We start from the raw sequence: 15057 nt of genomic DNA on the forward strand, positions 1-15057 counted from the left end.
CGATGGCTTAGGAAAGAAGCCCCCCGGTTAGGATCATGTACATCTTTACCAAGATGCCTAGTGATCGCCCAGATCCGGGTATATACGGCTGGGAACTGCGCAGGGATTGGGCCGCCGGACTGAACGGCGGGCTCACCCGGGCGGGGCTGGACACGATCGCGCCCGCCGACGCCTGGTTCCCGTACTACGGAAACCAGCTCGTCCAGGCCATGGGGGCGCAGGAGGCCCTTTCCCGCGCCGCCCGGGGGCCCATCGACGATCCCGTTGAGGCGGCCGCGCCGCAGGCCGACGGCACGCGGCGGTTGTACGAGCAGATGATCGTCGAGGCGGCGAGCCGGGCCGGGCTGCCCGCGGCGCGCCCGGCCGGGGCGGAGGCGCTGGGCGACGTCGTACAGCAGGGGTTGAGCTGGCTCGCCGACACCACGGATCTGGATCGGCTGCTCATCGCCGCGATCTTCAGAGACGTCGCCGCCTACCTCGATGACGAGCGGGTCCGGGAGGCGGTCCTGGAGCGCGTGCTCCAGACGATGCCGCGAACCGGCCGGGTGGTGCTGGTCTGCCACAGCCTGGGCACGGTCGTCGGCATGGACCTCCTCACCCGGCTCGACCCTGGCTGCGAGGTCGACCTCCTCGTCACCGCCGGCAGCCCGCTCGGCCTGGACACCGTCCAGCAGCGCCTGCTCAGCGGGGGGCCGCACCGTCCGGACCGGGTGGCCCGCTGGTTCAACGCCTGGTCGCCCATCGACCCGGTCGCCATCGGCTGCCCCCTGGCCGGCCACTGGCAGGGGGAACTCACCGAGGTCCCCGTCGCCAACCCCGTGAGCCGCGCCCACAACATCGACGAGTACCTCGCCCACCCCGAGGTCGCCCACGTGGTCGGAGCCGGGATCGCTCTCACCCAGCCGGTCCAGGCATGAATCCGGGGAACGGCCCCGCACGGCACCGCCGGCCAGGGGACGAACGTGCCCGGCCGGTCCGACGAACGGAGGGAACAGCCATGACGACACTCAAGATCACGACGGTCAACGGCGAGTGGATGAACGACTGGTTCACCCCCGACGCCCAGCCGGCCGCCTTCAAGCCGACCTTCTCCCGCGACGGCGAACAGGGGATCACCGCGGAGGCCGCCGGCCGCCTGGCCAAGATGATCTCCGACATCGACGCGGACATCATCGCGCTGGTGGAGGCGCCGAGCCGCGCGGCGGAGCTGGCGCTGTTCGTCAACGAGTACCTGTCCGTCGACGGCACCGCCACCTACGACTTCGTGCAGGGCGACTCCGGCGGCAGCCAGAAGCTCGCGCTGCTGTTCAAGCCGGATCGCGTCACGGCCGCCCTCACCTCCTCGACGGACGCCGCGCCGCTCATCGAGCCGTGGCTGGCCGACGTCGACGGTGACGGCGACCTCAACGAGTACGCGTTCACCAGGAACCCGCTGTGCTGCACGGCCGACGTCGACGGGGCCCGGCTGGAGGTGGTGGTCGCACACCTGAAGTCGAACTTCATCAACCAGGGCCGCGCGATGTGGCAGGACCCCGCCCGCCGCCCGGAGTTCATCCGGGCCGCGCTGCGCAACCGGCGGCGGATCGCCAACGAGGCCATGCACATCCGCAGGGCCATGGAGCAGCGCATGGACGCCGATCCGGACTCGGCGTTCGTCGTGCTCGGGGACCTGAACGACGGGCCGGGCCAGGACTACTTCGAGGAGATGTACCTCGCCCACAACGTCACCGACATCCTCGTCGGCTCGCCGTACCAGCCGGAGCGGCTCTTCGGCCACGCCCAGGCCGACGTCGCCGAGGACCAGCGCTTCAGCGCCGTGTTCGACGATTTCGTCACCGAGGAGCCGCAGCGGCACGTGCTCCTTGACCACATCCTGCTCTCCCCGGCCCTGATGAACGGCGGCTCACCGCTGAGCAAGGTGCCGGGGTCGGGCCGGCTGGAGCATGACGCCTGGGCGGCGCAGATCGCCGCCGACGGCTCCGCCCGCGACGAACGCGCGAGCGACCACCGCCCGGCCAGCGTCAGCCTGGCCTACGCCTGATCTGGTGCGGTGTCCTCCTGCCTGCCGGCTCGGCGCGCGACTCGAACAAGTGTGATCAGTTGAGGCTGCCCTGGGTCAAAAGGGCGTCCAGGCGTTCCACGGTGGGCCGGGTCTCGATGTGCAGCCGCGGCACGTCCAGGCCCTCGTCCGCGAGGACGGCCAGCAGGCCCATGCGGCCGACCGCGTACACGACGATGTAGCCGCCACGGCAGCGGATCACCACCTCGCGCAGATCGCCCATGCCCACCTCCGCCCCGGTGCGCTTGCCGAGCCCAAGGGTGGCGGCGGCCAGCGCCGAGACGACCTCCGGCCGGGCGCCGTCGGTGTCGGCGACCACGAGGAGCCCGTCAACGGTCGCGACCGCCGTCTCCATCACCCCCGTCACCTGGTCACGGAGGTAGTGGAGCTCGGCGAGAATAGGGTTCTGTGCCATGATCACGACTTTCTCGGGTGCTATTTCCGTTGGTCTTCGCTGCCCCGCGGCCTGCTCGCCGTCGCCTGGTGGCGCGGGAGTACCGGGAGACGCAACGAGTCGTCGTCCAGGGTGGGGTCGTCGTCGGGCCTCATCACGGGGTCCGTGGTGAGGAGCCCTTCGCGCGCCATGTCGGCGAGTTCCTGCATGACGACGAACAGGCCCTGGCCGAGGGCGAAGGCGATGTCGCGGGGTGTGCGGCGGCCGTTGGCCTTGCCGAGCACGGACTGGCGCAGCGCGTCGGGCCTGATCGGCGACTCGGCCGCCGCGCGCACGGCCGCCGGCCGGCACTGGGCGGTGACGCCGACCGCCTGCCAGCCCGCGGCGATCTCCAGGCGGCGGGCGGTCTCCCGGTCCAGCCGCTCGATGGGGATGCCGGGCTGCACCAGCAGGTGCGGCAGCAGATCGCCGGGGCCGAGCGGCTCCACCGTGCCCGTCCTGGCGCCGAACATGGCCATGGCGAACAGCGCGTCGAACGTGGCCATCAGGCAGACGGCCTCCAGGCCGGCGCTGCCCACGGCGTCGCGGGCGACCAGTTCGGGGCCGACCCGGCCGGCGGGCGCGCCCGCACTGAATGCAACGTTCCAAGCGTCCTCGCTCACGCGGCCCGAGCGGAGCAGCAGCGATTCGGGGCCCGGAGAGACAGGGGTGACGGCCGCGATGATTCGGCCATCTCGCAGGTAAACCTGGCCACCGGGGCTGCCCTCGATCAGGAGCCGGCCAGACGCCGTCACCTGTCTGCCGTTTCGCAGCATCGAGCCTACGGGGCTCAAGTCGTCGACCTCTCGCGCTGGCACTTTGTGGCCCTTCACTATCTGGGGTCACAAGGGTACTTTATGTCCCTGCAGCCACAAAAGACAGAAAGAGTCACATGAACATTGAGACCGCACTAAAGAACGCCATGACCATCGAGGGCGCACTGGGCGCCGCGCTCGTGGACTACGGCAGCGGCATGGCCCTCGGCGCCATCGGGGGCGGCCGCGACCTCGACCTCGAAGTCGCCGCCGCCGGAAACACCGAAGTGGTACGGGCCAAGCTGCGCACACTGGCCTCACTCCAGCTCGATGACGAAATCGAGGACATCCTCATCACACTGAAAGCCCAATACCACATCATCCGGCTTCTCAAGACGCCTGGCGGCCAGCTTTTCCTCTATCTGGTTCTCGACCGGGAACGCGCCAACCTGGCACTCGCCCGGTTCAATCTTCGGCGCATCGAGGGCGAAATCTCGCTCTGACGTGAATTGTCATTAATTTCTGACGATAAGCGTGCCGGCGGCGGGACCAGGAGGCGTCGTCCGACGCCTCGGGTCACGGCCGGACCGAGTCGCGACGACCGGTCCCCGAGGTCAGGTCGCCTGGAGCGGGCGGGGCCAGGTGGAGAGGGGGGCGTGGAGGGGGAGGATCATGGTGTACGTGTCGCCCGCCACGACCGGCGCGTAGGGCAGTTGATGCCAGCCCGCGCTCTCGTAGAACGGGACCACGGCGGGGCTGCAGGTCAGGAAACCGAAGGACATCGCGAGGCCGGCCATCTCCGTGGCGGTCTGGGCGAGCAGCTTGCGGCCGATGCCCCGGCCCTGGAAGTCGGGATCGACGGCGACCAGGCCCACCTCGCCGACCAGCAGGCTCTCGCCGCTCTCACTCGTCTGCGCGAACTGCCGCAGCAGGGCCAGGTGAGCGACGGGCCGGGCGTCCGCCGTGCCGACCATGCGGGCCTCCGGACGGGCCCAGGTCCAGCTCCGCCGGCCCCCGAAGATCCCCGCGTACGTCGGGTACGCGCGGGCCAGCAGGCCGGCGAGGGCCTCGTGCGTGTCGGAGGAGACGTCGGCTTCCCGGTCGAGGGTCCATTCCAGGCGATCTTGGCGATACAGACGATTCACCCGGCCGTTCTATCACCCGTGGCGCACTGCCCCGCCCCGGAGAGGCCGCGCGGAGTCCTTCACCCGGACGCCCCACGACCGGCATCGGGCGAACGCTCGCGGATCAGGGTCTCGATCCCGTCGAGCATGCGGTGGATGCCGAACTCGAAGATGTTCTCCGGCTCCGACGCCTGTCCCGGCCCGACGCGGCCACGGTGGCGGCGCGGATGGCCCGCCTGTCGGCGCCCGCCCAGGCCGGAGGCGCACGATGAGGTGGCGTCTGGCCCTCGGCACGATCCGCGCCCACCGGGCGTCCTGCCTCGCCTCGGCCGCCGTCATGGCGGCCGGGACCGCGCTGCTCGCCGCGTTCGCGAGCCTGCTGGAGACCGGCCTGGCGACGGGCCGCGACTCCGGCTTCCTGATCATGCTGCCGGCGATCCTGGGCGGCTGGACCGTGGCGATCGTGGCCTTCGGCGTCGTCTCCACCGTGTCCCTCACGATCGAGCATCGGGAGCAGGAGTTGGCGCTGCTGCGCTCCATCGCCGCCACCCCGCGCCAGATCCGGCAGAGCGTCGTGCTGGAGACGATCGTCGTGGCCGTGCCCGCGATCGCCGCCGGGTTGCTGCCGGGCGTGGGGCTCGGCTCGGTCGTCCTCGGACGGCTGGTGGACGGCGGTCTGGTCGGCGCCGGGACCGTGCTGCAGGCAGGCCGGCTGTGCGTCGCGATCGGCGCGGGCACGTCCCTGTGCGCCGCCGTCGCCGCCGCGCTGATCTCCAGCCGGCGCGCCGCCTCCATCCCGCCGGTGCGGGCGCTCACCGCCGCACCGCCCGCCCGCGCGCTCACGCGGGGCCGCGTCGCCGGCGCCGGGCTGCTCGTAATAGGTCTGAGCCTGTCGGCCACGACGCTGTTCATGGACGACGGCCCTCTGCTGTCCAGCACGGCCGGACCGGCGGGCGTCGCCGTCGCCGTCGGCCTGGCCCTGCTCAGCCCGGCGGCCGTCCTGCCGGTCGGATGGCTGTCCAACGCGCGGTTCGGCGCGGTCGGCCGGCTGGCCGCCCGCAACGTGCACGCCCGGCCCCGGCACACCGGCGGTGTGGCCTCGCCGCTGATCCTCCTGGTCGGCATCGCCGGCGGGACGCTCTACATGCAGAGCACCGAGGACAGCGTCAGCCAGGGCACCACCGGCGTGAGCGCGCAACTCGCCCCGGTGAACTACCTGGTCGTCGCCATGATCATCACGTTCACGGCGATCGTCGTGGTCAACACGCTGATCGCCGCCACCCGGCGGCGGCGCCGCGAATTCGGGCTCCTGCGGCTGTCCGCCGCCACGCGCGGCCAGGTGCTGGGCATGGTCGCCGCCGAGGGAGTGGTGACCGCCGTCCTCGCCGTCGTCCTCGGCACGGTCGCCGCCGCCGCGACCACGGTGCCGTACAGCCTGGTCAAGACCGGATCGCCGCTGGCGTCCGGACCCATCTGGATGTACGGGGCCATCGCCGGCGGCGCGCTGCTGCTCGTCATGGCGGCCTCGCTCCCCACGGCCGCCGGAGCCCTGCGCACCAGGCCGGTCGACGCCCTGTCCGCACCCTGATCCGCCACCCGGTACGGGCGTGGGCCGGTACCGGTTTGCCACCCGACCGACCGGTAGATAGGCTGCCGTCTCGACAGCCGACCTACCGGTCGGTCGAGCGAGATGGACAGGAGCATCATGGACGTCACCGAAGTTCACGGGACGGTCGCCCACGGCTTCGAGCCGGTGTCGGACGCCTTCCGGCACAACTTCGCCCAGGGCGCCGAGGTGGGCGCCGGGCTGACCGTCTACCGGCACGGAGAGCAGGTCGTGGACCTGTGGGGCGGCCTGGCCGACCTCGACACCGGGCGGCCGTGGGAGCGTGACACGATCGCGCCCCTGGCCTCGACCACCAAGACCTTCGCTGCGGGGGCGTTGCTGCTGCTGGTCGAGCGCGGCCAGGTGGACCTGGACGCTCCGGTGGCGGCGTACTGGCCGGAGTTCGCCCAGGGCGGCAAGGGCGGCATCACCGTTCGCGTGCTGCTCAGCCACCGCGCCGGGCTGACCTCGATGGAGGCCAGGCCGGTCACCTGGGAGGACCTGCGGGACTGGACGCCGATCACGGACACCCTGGCCGCCGCCACGCCCGAATGGCCGCCCGGCACCGCGCACGGCTATCACGGCGTGACCTTCGGCCACCTGACCGGTGAGATCGTCCGGCGGGTGGCCGGGACGAGCCTGGGCGAGTTCTTCGCCCGCGAGATCGCCGCGCCGCTCGGGGGCCTGGACTGCTACCTCCGCGTGCCGGACGGCGAACTGTCCCGGATCGCCACGATGGTGGTCCCCGAAGCCGAGCAGGTCATGCTGGGCATGGAGGTGCCCGAACTGGCCGGCATGGTCCACGCGCTGAACGATCCCACCACGCTGACGTACCGCTCGATGTTCGGCAGCGTCGCCATCGGGTGGGACACCACGAACGACCCGAGCACCTACCAGGTGGAGAGCCCGTCCATGGACGGTGTCGCCTCCGCCCCCTCGCTGGCGCGCTACTACGCCGCGCTGATCGGCGAGGTGGACGGCGTCCGGCTGCTCAGCCCTCGGCTCATGGACCAGGCGCGGCGTTCGCACGGCGACGGCATCGACGAGATCCTGCGGGTGCGCACGTCGTGGGGGCTCGGGTTCGCACTGCCCGGCGGCCCGATGTGGCCCGCGCCGGAGGAGATCGCCGGGCTGTTCGGGCACAGCGGCGCCAGCGGCTCGTTCGCGTTCGCCGATCCCGAGCGCGGGCTGGCGTTCGCGTACGTCCCCAACCGCGGCTCCGAGCTGCTGGAAGGCGGCGACTTCCGGGTCCGCGGCCTGATCGAGGCCCTGTACGAGGGACGGCGGTGACGGTGCTGGAGCCGCGTTTCGCCGCCGTCGCCGAGACCTTCGGGCAGATCGTCGGCAAGGGCGATGACCGTGGCGCGGCGCTGTGCGTCTACCACCGCGGCGCGCCCGTGGTGGACATCTGGGCGGGCACCGCCGACGTCAAGACGCGCCGGCCCTGGGACGCCGACACGATCGCCCCGATCACCGGCGCCACCAAGGGGCTGCTGACGGTCGCGGTGCTGCTCCTGGTCCAGGACGGCACGCTCCGGCTGGACACTCCCGTATCGGACTGCTGGCCCGAGTTCGCCGCCGCAGGCAAGCAGGACGTCACCCCGCGCTGGCTGCTGTCGCACCGGTCCGGGGTCCCCGCCCTCGACCGGCCGATCTCCTCGCGCGCCATGATCGCGGGAGACGGCCCGGCCGCGGCACTCGCCGCGCAGACTCCGGCGTGGCCGCCCGGCAGCGCGCACGGTTACCACCCGAGCACCGGCGCCTGGATCCTCGACGAGGTGGTCCGCCGCGTCGGCGGCTCCACCGTCGGCGACGTCCTGTCCCAGCGGGTCACGACCGTGACGGGCAAGGACGTGTTCATCGGCCTGCCTGAGCGCGAGGCCGGACGGCTGGCGCCGCTGATCTTCCCGATCATGGAGCTGATGCGGGCCCGGCCCAAGGAACCGGAGTTCGCCGAGTTCGGCAAGGCGGTCTTCGCCTCCAGGACGCTGCTGGCCAGATCGCTCAACTCGCTGGCCATGTCCCGGACCGACCAGTTCAACGACCCCGCCTTCCTGGCCCTCGGCGAACCGTCGATGAGCGGCGTGGCGAGCGCCTCCGCCCTGGCCTGGCTGTACGCGTCCCTGATCGGCGAGGTCGATGGACACCGTCTGCTCGATCCCGGCCTGCTCCAGGACGCCCTGCGGACCGAGTCCAGCGGCCACGACCGGGTCATGCTCATGGACACCCGGTTCGGCCTGGGCTTCATGCTGCCGGGCGGGCCGCTGTGGCCCGGGGAGACGCCCACCCAGTTCGGGCACGGCGGCACCAGCGGCGCCCTCGCCTTCGCCGACCCCGTGCACGACCTGGCCTTCGCGTACGTGCCCAACCGCATGTCCGGCTACATCGAAGGCGCCGACGCCAACGCCCGCCGCCTGACGACGGCGGTGTACGCCGCTCTCCGCTGACACGCCCACCGGCCTTTCACACCTCGCGTCCCGTACGGGGACCACGAAGAGCGCGGGCGCGCGACTTCGTGAACCGGTACGGGAGGCGGGCTCGGCGACCGACGCGATCCAGGACCCGCGCTCGGCCCACGCGCCTTCGCGGCTCGCAGGCAGACGACCACGTCCTATGCCCGCCTGCCGCTGAAGCCGAGCCCGGAGCTGCGGTGCGGGCTCACGACCAGTCCGATGACGAGGCTTCATCGACTATGCCGACGACCGGCCGTTCGTGTCGCCGTCTCCGAGTGGCTTCGGCATCAAGCTCCTGCCGACCGACCAGAGGATGCCGCCGACCCGGCCACGAGCCCAGCGAATGCGCCACCCTCCCGACGCTCCGCCGAGCAGAGCCCACCTCGCCCTCGACCTCGCCGACGTCGAGGATGCCAAGGTTCCCCTGCATTGATTCACCTTCTCCGCCCACAAGAGCAAGCCCTCAGGCGGCACCATTCACCGGCGACCGTCAAGCTCAGGCCACTGTCGCCACCCAGGCACCCTCGGAATGGGACCTGTCATATGGCATGGCATGCCGCCTGAGGGGGGACGGGCGGCATGCCGTCGGCCAGACCGGGCCGCCGACGGGCAGAGCAGCACGCCAACGGAGAGGACCGCACGCCAGCGGCCAGGGGCGGCACCTTCGGCCGGGTCACCGGGGCGGCACGCCGACTGGCAGATCGCCACGTCAACCGAGAAGCCCGCACACCGATGACCCGGGCGGCCGGTGGCCGGGGCGGCTTGCCGGGGCGGTGCTCCGGCGGCCGAGGAGTTGGTCGCCGACGGGCAGGGGTCCGTGAGCGGCCAATTCCGCAGGTCCTGCCAGGTGACCGGCCTGGCCTCCGTCGAGAGCGGCGCCCCGGCGGGAGGGGTCGCTGGTGGCTACAGCCGGAGTCGGGAGGTCTCCGGGTCGCCGGGGTCGTTGGTGGTCGCCCGGCCGCGCCACCACTCGGCGACCTGCGCGCCGGTGGCGAACCACACGTCACCGGGCTCCCGCACATAAGCCAGCAGCTCTTCGAGCAGGCCGATCCGGCCGGGTTTGCCGATGCAGGAGGGCTCGATCGTGAGCACGGCGCACAGACCGTAGTGGTGGTAGGCGTCGAACTCCAGCCGCCAGTCGTCCAGCACCTGGGCGTAGCCGGCGATGCGGCTGTTGCCCTTCGGGAAGGGCGGCCCGTAGTTGAACATGAACCTGCTGAAGTCGTCCAGCTCCCATGAGGCCGGCACCTCGACCACGTCGGACCTCCCGGACGGCGTGTGCAGGAAGTACGGCCGGTCGTCCCCGCGTGCCATCGACGTCCAGGTGTATCCGAGTTCGCCGAGCACCCCGGCGGTGTCGTTGGTGACCTCGTGCGACAGCGGCCGGAACCCGGTGGGACGCCGTCCGGTCGCCTTCTCGATCTCCTCCCCCGCGCGAGCCGGCAGGTCGCGCTGCCCGGCGGCGTCGTAGCGGGTCAGGTCTTCCGCGCCGAACCCCCGGCAGCCGACCTCGTGGCCGCGTCGCGCGATCTCCGCCAGCACGTCGGGATATCTGCCGGCGACGGCCCCGGGGGTCAGCCAGCTCGCGGTGGCCCCGGCCGCGTCCAGGGCGTCCAGGACCCGGGGCACGCCGCGGCGCCGGCCGTACTCCCCCATGGAGAGCGTCTTGGGCCGCTCGCGGCATGACTCGTCGAGCTGGAGCCAGAAGTGCTCGGCGTCGAGGTTGACGGTGACCACCACGGCGCACCGCGCGCCCGCCGGCCATTCGAGCGGGGTCATCGGGTCTCCCTCCACCAGTCCGCGATCTGGGCGCCGGTGGCGAACCAAACGTCGCCGCGGCCCTTGATGTGCTCGATGAGCCTGTCCAGCAGGCGGACCCGGCTGGGCCGGCCCATCACCTGCGGGTGGGCCATGAGCACGTAGCAGAGCCCGTAGCGGTGGTATCCGTCGAACTCGCGCCGCCAGTTGTCGAGCGTCGCCTCCGTTCCGGCCAGGCGGTCCTGGCCGTTCGGGACGGGCGGCGCGTAGTTGTAGGAGAACTGCGGGTAGTCGTCGAGCTCCCACTGCGCGGGGATCTCGATCAGGTCGGTCGGCCGCTCGTCGATGACCCACCGGTAGGGCCGGTCGTCGCCGCGCATCGAACTGGAGTAGGAGAATCCCAGCTCCCGCAGGAGCCGCGGGCTGTCGGCGCGGAAGTCGCCGGACGGCGTCCGGAACCCGGTCGCGGTGCGCCCGGCCACCTTCTGGAAGGCGTCCTGGCTGCGCAGGATGAGCTCACGCTGCTCCGCGACCGTCTTGGCGTAGTAGAGCTCGTGCATGTAGCCGTGGTGGCCGAGCTCGTGGTCGCGTTCGGCGATCTCGCGGACCGTGCCGGGCCACCACTCGGCGACCCAGCCGGGGACGAAGAACGTGGCCGGGACGCCGTGGCCGTCGAGCAGGTCGAGTATGCGGCGGGTGCCGCGCGCCGGGCCGTACGCGCCGATCGCGAAGCGCTTGGGCGAGTCGCGCAGGTCGTGGGGGTCGCTCATGTGGCGTACGACGGCCAGGTCGTGGGCGATCACGACATAGGTGAGGCCGAGCTCGCGCTGCAGGTCGATGAGCAGGTTGACGACCTGGGCCTGCACCGAGACGTCGAGCGCGGACACCGGCTCGTCGGCGATGACCAGGTCGGGTGAGAGCGCCAGCGCGCGGGCGATGCCCACCCGCTGCCGCTGCCCGCCGGAGAACTCGTGCGGGTATCTCTCCGCCGCCGAGCCCGGCAGGCCGACGGAGTCGAGCAGCTCGCGCACCCGGCGCCCGCGGCCGGCGCGGTCGCCGGCCAGGCCGTGGGCCCGCATCGGCTCCGTCAGTGCCGCGCCGACGCTCTGCCGGGGGTCGAGGCTGGCCATCGGGTCCTGGAAGACCATCTGCATCCGGGGGCGCAGCCGTCGCAGACCGCGCCCGTCGAGCGCGGTCACGTCGGTGCCGTCGAACTCGACGCGCCCGGCCGTGGGCTCGACCAGCCGCAGCAGCGCCCGGCCGAGCGTGCTTTTGCCGCATCCGGACTCGCCCACCAGCGCCACCGACTCGCCCTCGCCGACGGTGAACGACACACCGTCCACGGCCATCGTGTCGGGCTGTCCTTTGCGGGGGAAGGTGACCCGCAGGTCTTCGATGTTCAGCAGCATTCGGGTCACCTGCGGCCTTTCGGGTCGAGGGCCTCGCGGAGCGACTCGCCCAGCAGCGTGAAGCCGAGCGCCACCAGGATGATCGCGACGCACGGGAGAAACGCCAGCCGCGGCGCGACGGTGAGCGTGTCTTGGGCGTCGGCCAGCATGCGGCCCCATTCGGGCGTGCTCGGATCGTCTCCCCCGAGGCCGAGGAAGGCGAGGGCGGCGGCGTCGATGATGGCCGTGGCCAGGGTGAGCGTCGCCTGGACGAGCACGGGCGACAGCGAGTTGGGCAGGATGTGGCGCAGGGTGACCGCCGACCGGCGCAGGCCCAGCGAGGTGGCCGCCACCACGTAGTCGCGTTCGCGCTCGGCCAGCATGGCGCCGCGCAGCAGCCGGGTGAACGCGGGAACCGTGACCACCGCGATGGCGATCATGATGGAGAACGTCGTCTTGCCGAGCATCGCCGCGATCCCGATGGCGAACAGCAGGCCGGGCAGCGCGAGCATGATGTCGACCACCCGCATCACGATGGCGTCCACCCACCCGCCGAACGCGCCCGCGAGCCCGCCGAGCACGATGCCGATCAGGGCGCCCGCCAGCGTCGAGACCAGCCCGATGAGCAGGGACGACCGGGCGCCGTAGATGAGGCGCGACAGCTCGTCGCGGCCGTTCTGGTCGAGGCCGAGCGGGTGCTCGGCGCTGAAGCCTGGAATGTGGTCCGGCCTGATCTGCGACAGGTCGGGCGAGGCCACCGGACTGTACGGCGCCAGCAGCGGCGCGGCGAGCGCGACCACCACGAAGAGCACGACGAGCGCGAGGCCGGTCATCGCCCCGGCGCTGTGGCACAGCCGCCGCCACACGCCCGCGCGGGGCACGGCGGCGGCAGGGGCCGCGAGATCCGCCGCCGATGTGGTCACGACACCCTCACTCTCGGGTCGACGACGCCGTAGGAGATGTCAACGGCCGCGTTGATCACCGTGTAGACCACGGCCGTGAGCAGGGTGAAGCCCTGGATGACGGCGTAGTCGCGGTTGTTGATCGCGTCGTACAGGAACCGGCCGATGCCCGGGTAGGCGAAGACCGTCTCGGTGAGCACCGCCCCCGACAGCAGGAGCCCGGCCATCAGCCCGATCGACGTCGTGACGGGCAGCAGCGCGTTCTTGAGCACGTGGCGCGTCCGCAAGGTGCGCGGCGACAGCCCCTTGGCCACGGCCGTGCGCACGTAGTCCTCGCCGAGGACTTCGGCGACCGACGCGCGGGTGATGCGGGTGATGATCGCCAGCGGGATGGAGCCCAGCGCGATGCCGGGGAGCACCAGGTGCTGCACGGTGTCCCAGGTGGCCAGCGGATCGCCGCTGATCAGCCCGTCGAGCAGATAGAACCCGGTGGGGTGCGGCGTGTCGTCGAGCCAGGGGCTCAGCCGGCCGCTCGGCGGGAACAGCGGCACGGCCACCGCGAAGACGTATTTCAGCAGGAAGGCCAGGAAGAACACCGGGACGGTGATGCCGGCCAGCGAGGCGGCCACCGACACGTTGTCCAGCCAGCTTCCCGCGCGGGTGGCCGCGAAGTAGCCGAGCGGCACGCCCACCGCGATGGCGAACACGAGCGCGGCCGCGGCCAGCTCGACGGTCGCCGGGAAGCGGGTCAGGAACTCCGTCAGCACGCTCCTGTGGGTCTCCAGTGAGTCGCCGAAGTCGAGCCGCACCGCCCGCGCCAGCCAGGACAGGTATTGCGCGGGAAGCGGCTGGTCGAGACCGTAGATCCGGTCGAACTCCGCGCGCGCCTCCGGGGTGGCCCGGTCTCCCAGCAGGGCGTCGGCCGGGGAGCCGGGCAGCGCGCGGACCCACGCGAACAGCAGCACCGACAGCCCCAGCAGCACGGGGACGAGCAGGAGGGCCCTGCGGACGATGAGGCGCGCCATCAGCTCGCGAGCTCCACGCTCGCGAAGTCGAAGTGGTCGAGCGGGCTGGGCACGTAGCCGCGCACGCGGGTGGACAGGGCCACGTAGGACGGCACGTTGCCGTAGGGCACTCCCGGCAGGAAGGTCATCATCTTCCGGTTGATCTTCTCGTAGGCGCTCGCGCGGGCCTGTGGGTCCACGGTCGCGTCCGCCTCGGCGAGCAGCTTCTTCAGCTCGTCCTTGAAGTCACCCATCGTGATCTGCTGCGCGTAGAGGTTGAGGAAGTACGACGCGTCGGGGTAGGTGCCGATCAGCCCGAACATGAACATCGGCGCCTTGCCCGACAGCAGGCCGCTGACGTATTCGCTCCACTGCTTGGCCTTGGGCTGCACCGTGAACCCGGCGGCCTGCAGATCGGCCTGGATGGACTGGAAGATGTCCTGCGGGTTGGGCATGTAGGGGCGGCTGATCCCGGTCGGGTACCAGAACTCGATCGTCGGCCGCGGGGTCTTCGACTCCTTGATGAGCTGGTCGTAGGCGTAGGTGGTCGCGTCGGCGGCGTGGCCGGCGAGGCTGGACGGGATGAACTGGGTCGCGTCCTCGGTGCCCGGGGGCAGCTTGGCCTGGCGCAGCGCGGGCCGGTTGAGCGCGTGGGCCACGGCCTGGCGGATCTTGGGGTCGTCGAACGGCTTGACGCTGGAGTTGAAGCTCACGTGGCCGATGTCGAACGGTTTGCCCTCGTACAGTTCGACCTTGGAGTCGCCGCGCAGCCCGCCGAGCATCGAGGCCGGGACGGCGGAGAACCCGTCGATGCCGCCCGCCTGGAGCCCCTGCAACTTGGCCGTCGGGTCCTTGAGCACCCGCAGCACCAGCTTCTCGATCTTTGGCCGGCCGCCCCAGTAGGAGGGGTTCGCCTGCAGCGTGATGCGGTCGCCGTGGTCCCAGGAGACGAAGGTGTAGGGGCCGGTGCCGACGGGGTGCTGGGCGCCGAACGGGCTGTTGAAGTCGGGCTGGTCGGCGCTGCCGCCGATGGCGTCGGCGTCGTATTTCTCCAGCGCCGCCGGGCTGGCGATCGAGAACGGCGTCATCGACAGGGCCGAGATGAACGACGCCGACGGCCGGGACAGCTCGATGACGGCGGTGTGGTCGTCGGGCGCCGAGCACGACTTGTAGAGGCTCTCGCCCAGCTTGGCGCTCGCGTTCTTCGCGAACCCACCGAAGACGTTCTGCCACCAGGTCGAGACCGACGGGCTCTGCTGCAGCCCGGAGAAGTTGTACAGCGGTCGAAGTTGGCGCACACGGCCTTGCCGTCGAAGGCCGTGCCGTCCTGGAACTTCACCTCGCGCCGCAGGTCGAAGGTCCATGTCCGGCCGTCGTCTGACGGCTTCCAGCTCAGCGCGAGCCGCAGGCCGATCTCGGTGCCGCCCGGCTTGGGCGAGACCAGGGTGTCGTACATCTGCTCGAGCGTGATCCACGACAGGCCGTCGGCGGCGTAGGCCGGGTCGAGGGAGCCGGGGTCACCGTTGACGGCGAAGACGAGAGAGTTTCGGGCCTGGTTGCCGGTCGGCCCGGCGG

Annotated in this window: 16 protein-coding genes and 1 pseudogene; 7 read left to right on the forward strand and 10 right to left on the reverse strand. The window is 71.5% G+C overall.

Features of this window, described 5'->3' with window-relative positions; genetic code table 11:
- Positions 1-53: 53 nt before the first annotated feature.
- Complete coding sequence (locus AB0I15_RS60495) at positions 54-917, forward strand: hypothetical protein (RefSeq protein ID WP_358118393.1); 864 nt, start codon at positions 54-56, stop codon at positions 915-917.
- An 80-nt stretch (positions 918-997) separates the two neighbouring features.
- Entirely contained in the window at positions 998-2041 is a 1044-nt protein-coding gene (locus tag AB0I15_RS60500; protein ID WP_358118394.1) for an endonuclease/exonuclease/phosphatase family protein, read from the forward strand.
- 55 nt (positions 2042-2096) lie between these two features.
- Here AB0I15_RS60500 and AB0I15_RS60505 read toward each other — a convergent pair whose 3' ends face one another.
- Together AB0I15_RS60505 and AB0I15_RS60510 are read right to left on the reverse strand one after the other, a co-directional pair.
- Entirely contained in the window at positions 2097-2474 is a 378-nt protein-coding gene (locus AB0I15_RS60505; protein WP_358118396.1) for a roadblock/LC7 domain-containing protein, read from the reverse strand.
- Between the two features lie 20 nt (positions 2475-2494).
- Positions 2495-3115 (reverse strand): hypothetical protein, encoded by a 621-nt coding sequence (locus AB0I15_RS60510; RefSeq protein WP_358118397.1) that lies wholly within the window; start codon positions 3113-3115, stop codon positions 2495-2497.
- 269 nt (positions 3116-3384) lie between these two features.
- On the opposite strand from AB0I15_RS60510, the gene AB0I15_RS60515 reads away from it, so the two are divergent.
- Complete coding sequence (locus AB0I15_RS60515; protein WP_358118399.1) at positions 3385-3750, forward strand: hypothetical protein; 366 nt, start codon at positions 3385-3387, stop codon at positions 3748-3750.
- A gap of 111 nt (positions 3751-3861) precedes the next feature.
- On the opposite strand, the gene AB0I15_RS60520 is transcribed toward AB0I15_RS60515, so the two are convergent.
- Positions 3862-4392: a GNAT family N-acetyltransferase gene (locus tag AB0I15_RS60520; protein ID WP_358118401.1), complete on the reverse strand. Its 531-nt coding sequence runs from the start codon at positions 4390-4392 to the stop codon at positions 3862-3864.
- A 247-nt stretch (positions 4393-4639) separates the two neighbouring features.
- On the opposite strand from AB0I15_RS60520, the gene AB0I15_RS60525 reads away from it, so the two are divergent.
- From AB0I15_RS60525 to AB0I15_RS60535, 3 genes are all read left to right on the forward strand, one after another.
- A complete protein-coding gene (locus AB0I15_RS60525) occupies positions 4640-5959 on the forward strand; it encodes an FtsX-like permease family protein (RefSeq protein ID WP_358118403.1) in 1320 nt (439 codons plus the stop codon).
- Between the two features lie 117 nt (positions 5960-6076).
- The gene (locus tag AB0I15_RS60530; protein WP_358118405.1) at positions 6077-7267 is read left to right on the forward strand and encodes a serine hydrolase domain-containing protein; all 1191 of its coding nucleotides are present in this window, start codon (positions 6077-6079) and stop codon (positions 7265-7267) included.
- On the forward strand, positions 7264-8424 hold the full coding sequence (locus AB0I15_RS60535; RefSeq protein WP_358118406.1) for a serine hydrolase domain-containing protein: 1161 nt from the start codon (positions 7264-7266) through the stop codon (positions 8422-8424). Before AB0I15_RS60530 ends, AB0I15_RS60535 begins: the two co-directional genes overlap by 4 nt.
- Positions 8425-9333: 909 nt before the next feature.
- Here the strand turns inward: AB0I15_RS60535 and AB0I15_RS60540 are convergent.
- The 7 genes and pseudogenes from AB0I15_RS60540 to AB0I15_RS60570 all read right to left on the reverse strand — a co-directional run bounded on the left by AB0I15_RS60540 (position 9334) and on the right by AB0I15_RS60570 (position 14833).
- A complete protein-coding gene (locus AB0I15_RS60540; RefSeq protein WP_358118408.1) occupies positions 9334-10209 on the reverse strand; it encodes a polysaccharide deacetylase in 876 nt (291 codons plus the stop codon).
- Positions 10206-10958 (reverse strand): polysaccharide deacetylase, encoded by a 753-nt coding sequence (locus tag AB0I15_RS60545; RefSeq protein ID WP_358118474.1) that lies wholly within the window; start codon positions 10956-10958, stop codon positions 10206-10208. The genes AB0I15_RS60540 and AB0I15_RS60545 overlap by 4 nt, the downstream gene beginning before the upstream one ends.
- Positions 10950-11597: pseudogene (locus AB0I15_RS60550) on the reverse strand (dipeptide/oligopeptide/nickel ABC transporter ATP-binding protein); the annotation flags it as partial. The gene AB0I15_RS60545 and the pseudogene AB0I15_RS60550, both read right to left, overlap by 9 nt.
- Before the next feature lie 5 nt (positions 11598-11602).
- Positions 11603-12499, reverse strand: a complete 897-nt coding sequence (locus tag AB0I15_RS60555) for an ABC transporter permease (RefSeq protein ID WP_358118409.1) — start codon at positions 12497-12499, stop codon at positions 11603-11605.
- A complete protein-coding gene (locus tag AB0I15_RS60560) occupies positions 12496-13503 on the reverse strand; it encodes an ABC transporter permease (protein ID WP_358118411.1) in 1008 nt (335 codons plus the stop codon). Before AB0I15_RS60560 ends, AB0I15_RS60555 begins: the two co-directional genes overlap by 4 nt.
- A complete protein-coding gene (locus AB0I15_RS60565) occupies positions 13503-14669 on the reverse strand; it encodes an ABC transporter substrate-binding protein (RefSeq protein WP_358118476.1) in 1167 nt (388 codons plus the stop codon). The genes AB0I15_RS60560 and AB0I15_RS60565 overlap by 1 nt, the downstream gene beginning before the upstream one ends.
- Positions 14567-14833: a hypothetical protein gene (locus AB0I15_RS60570; protein ID WP_358118477.1), complete on the reverse strand. Its 267-nt coding sequence runs from the start codon at positions 14831-14833 to the stop codon at positions 14567-14569. Before AB0I15_RS60570 ends, AB0I15_RS60565 begins: the two co-directional genes overlap by 103 nt.
- On the opposite strand from AB0I15_RS60570, the gene AB0I15_RS60575 reads away from it, so the two are divergent.
- Positions 14772-14978, forward strand: a complete 207-nt coding sequence (locus AB0I15_RS60575) for a hypothetical protein (protein WP_358118482.1) — start codon at positions 14772-14774, stop codon at positions 14976-14978. The genes AB0I15_RS60570 and AB0I15_RS60575 overlap by 62 nt on opposite strands.
- The last annotated feature ends 79 nt before the right edge of the window (positions 14979-15057 follow it).

It is taken from the genome of Nonomuraea sp. NPDC050643, assembly GCF_040654715.1.
Classification (GTDB): domain Bacteria; phylum Actinomycetota; class Actinomycetes; order Streptosporangiales; family Streptosporangiaceae; genus Nonomuraea.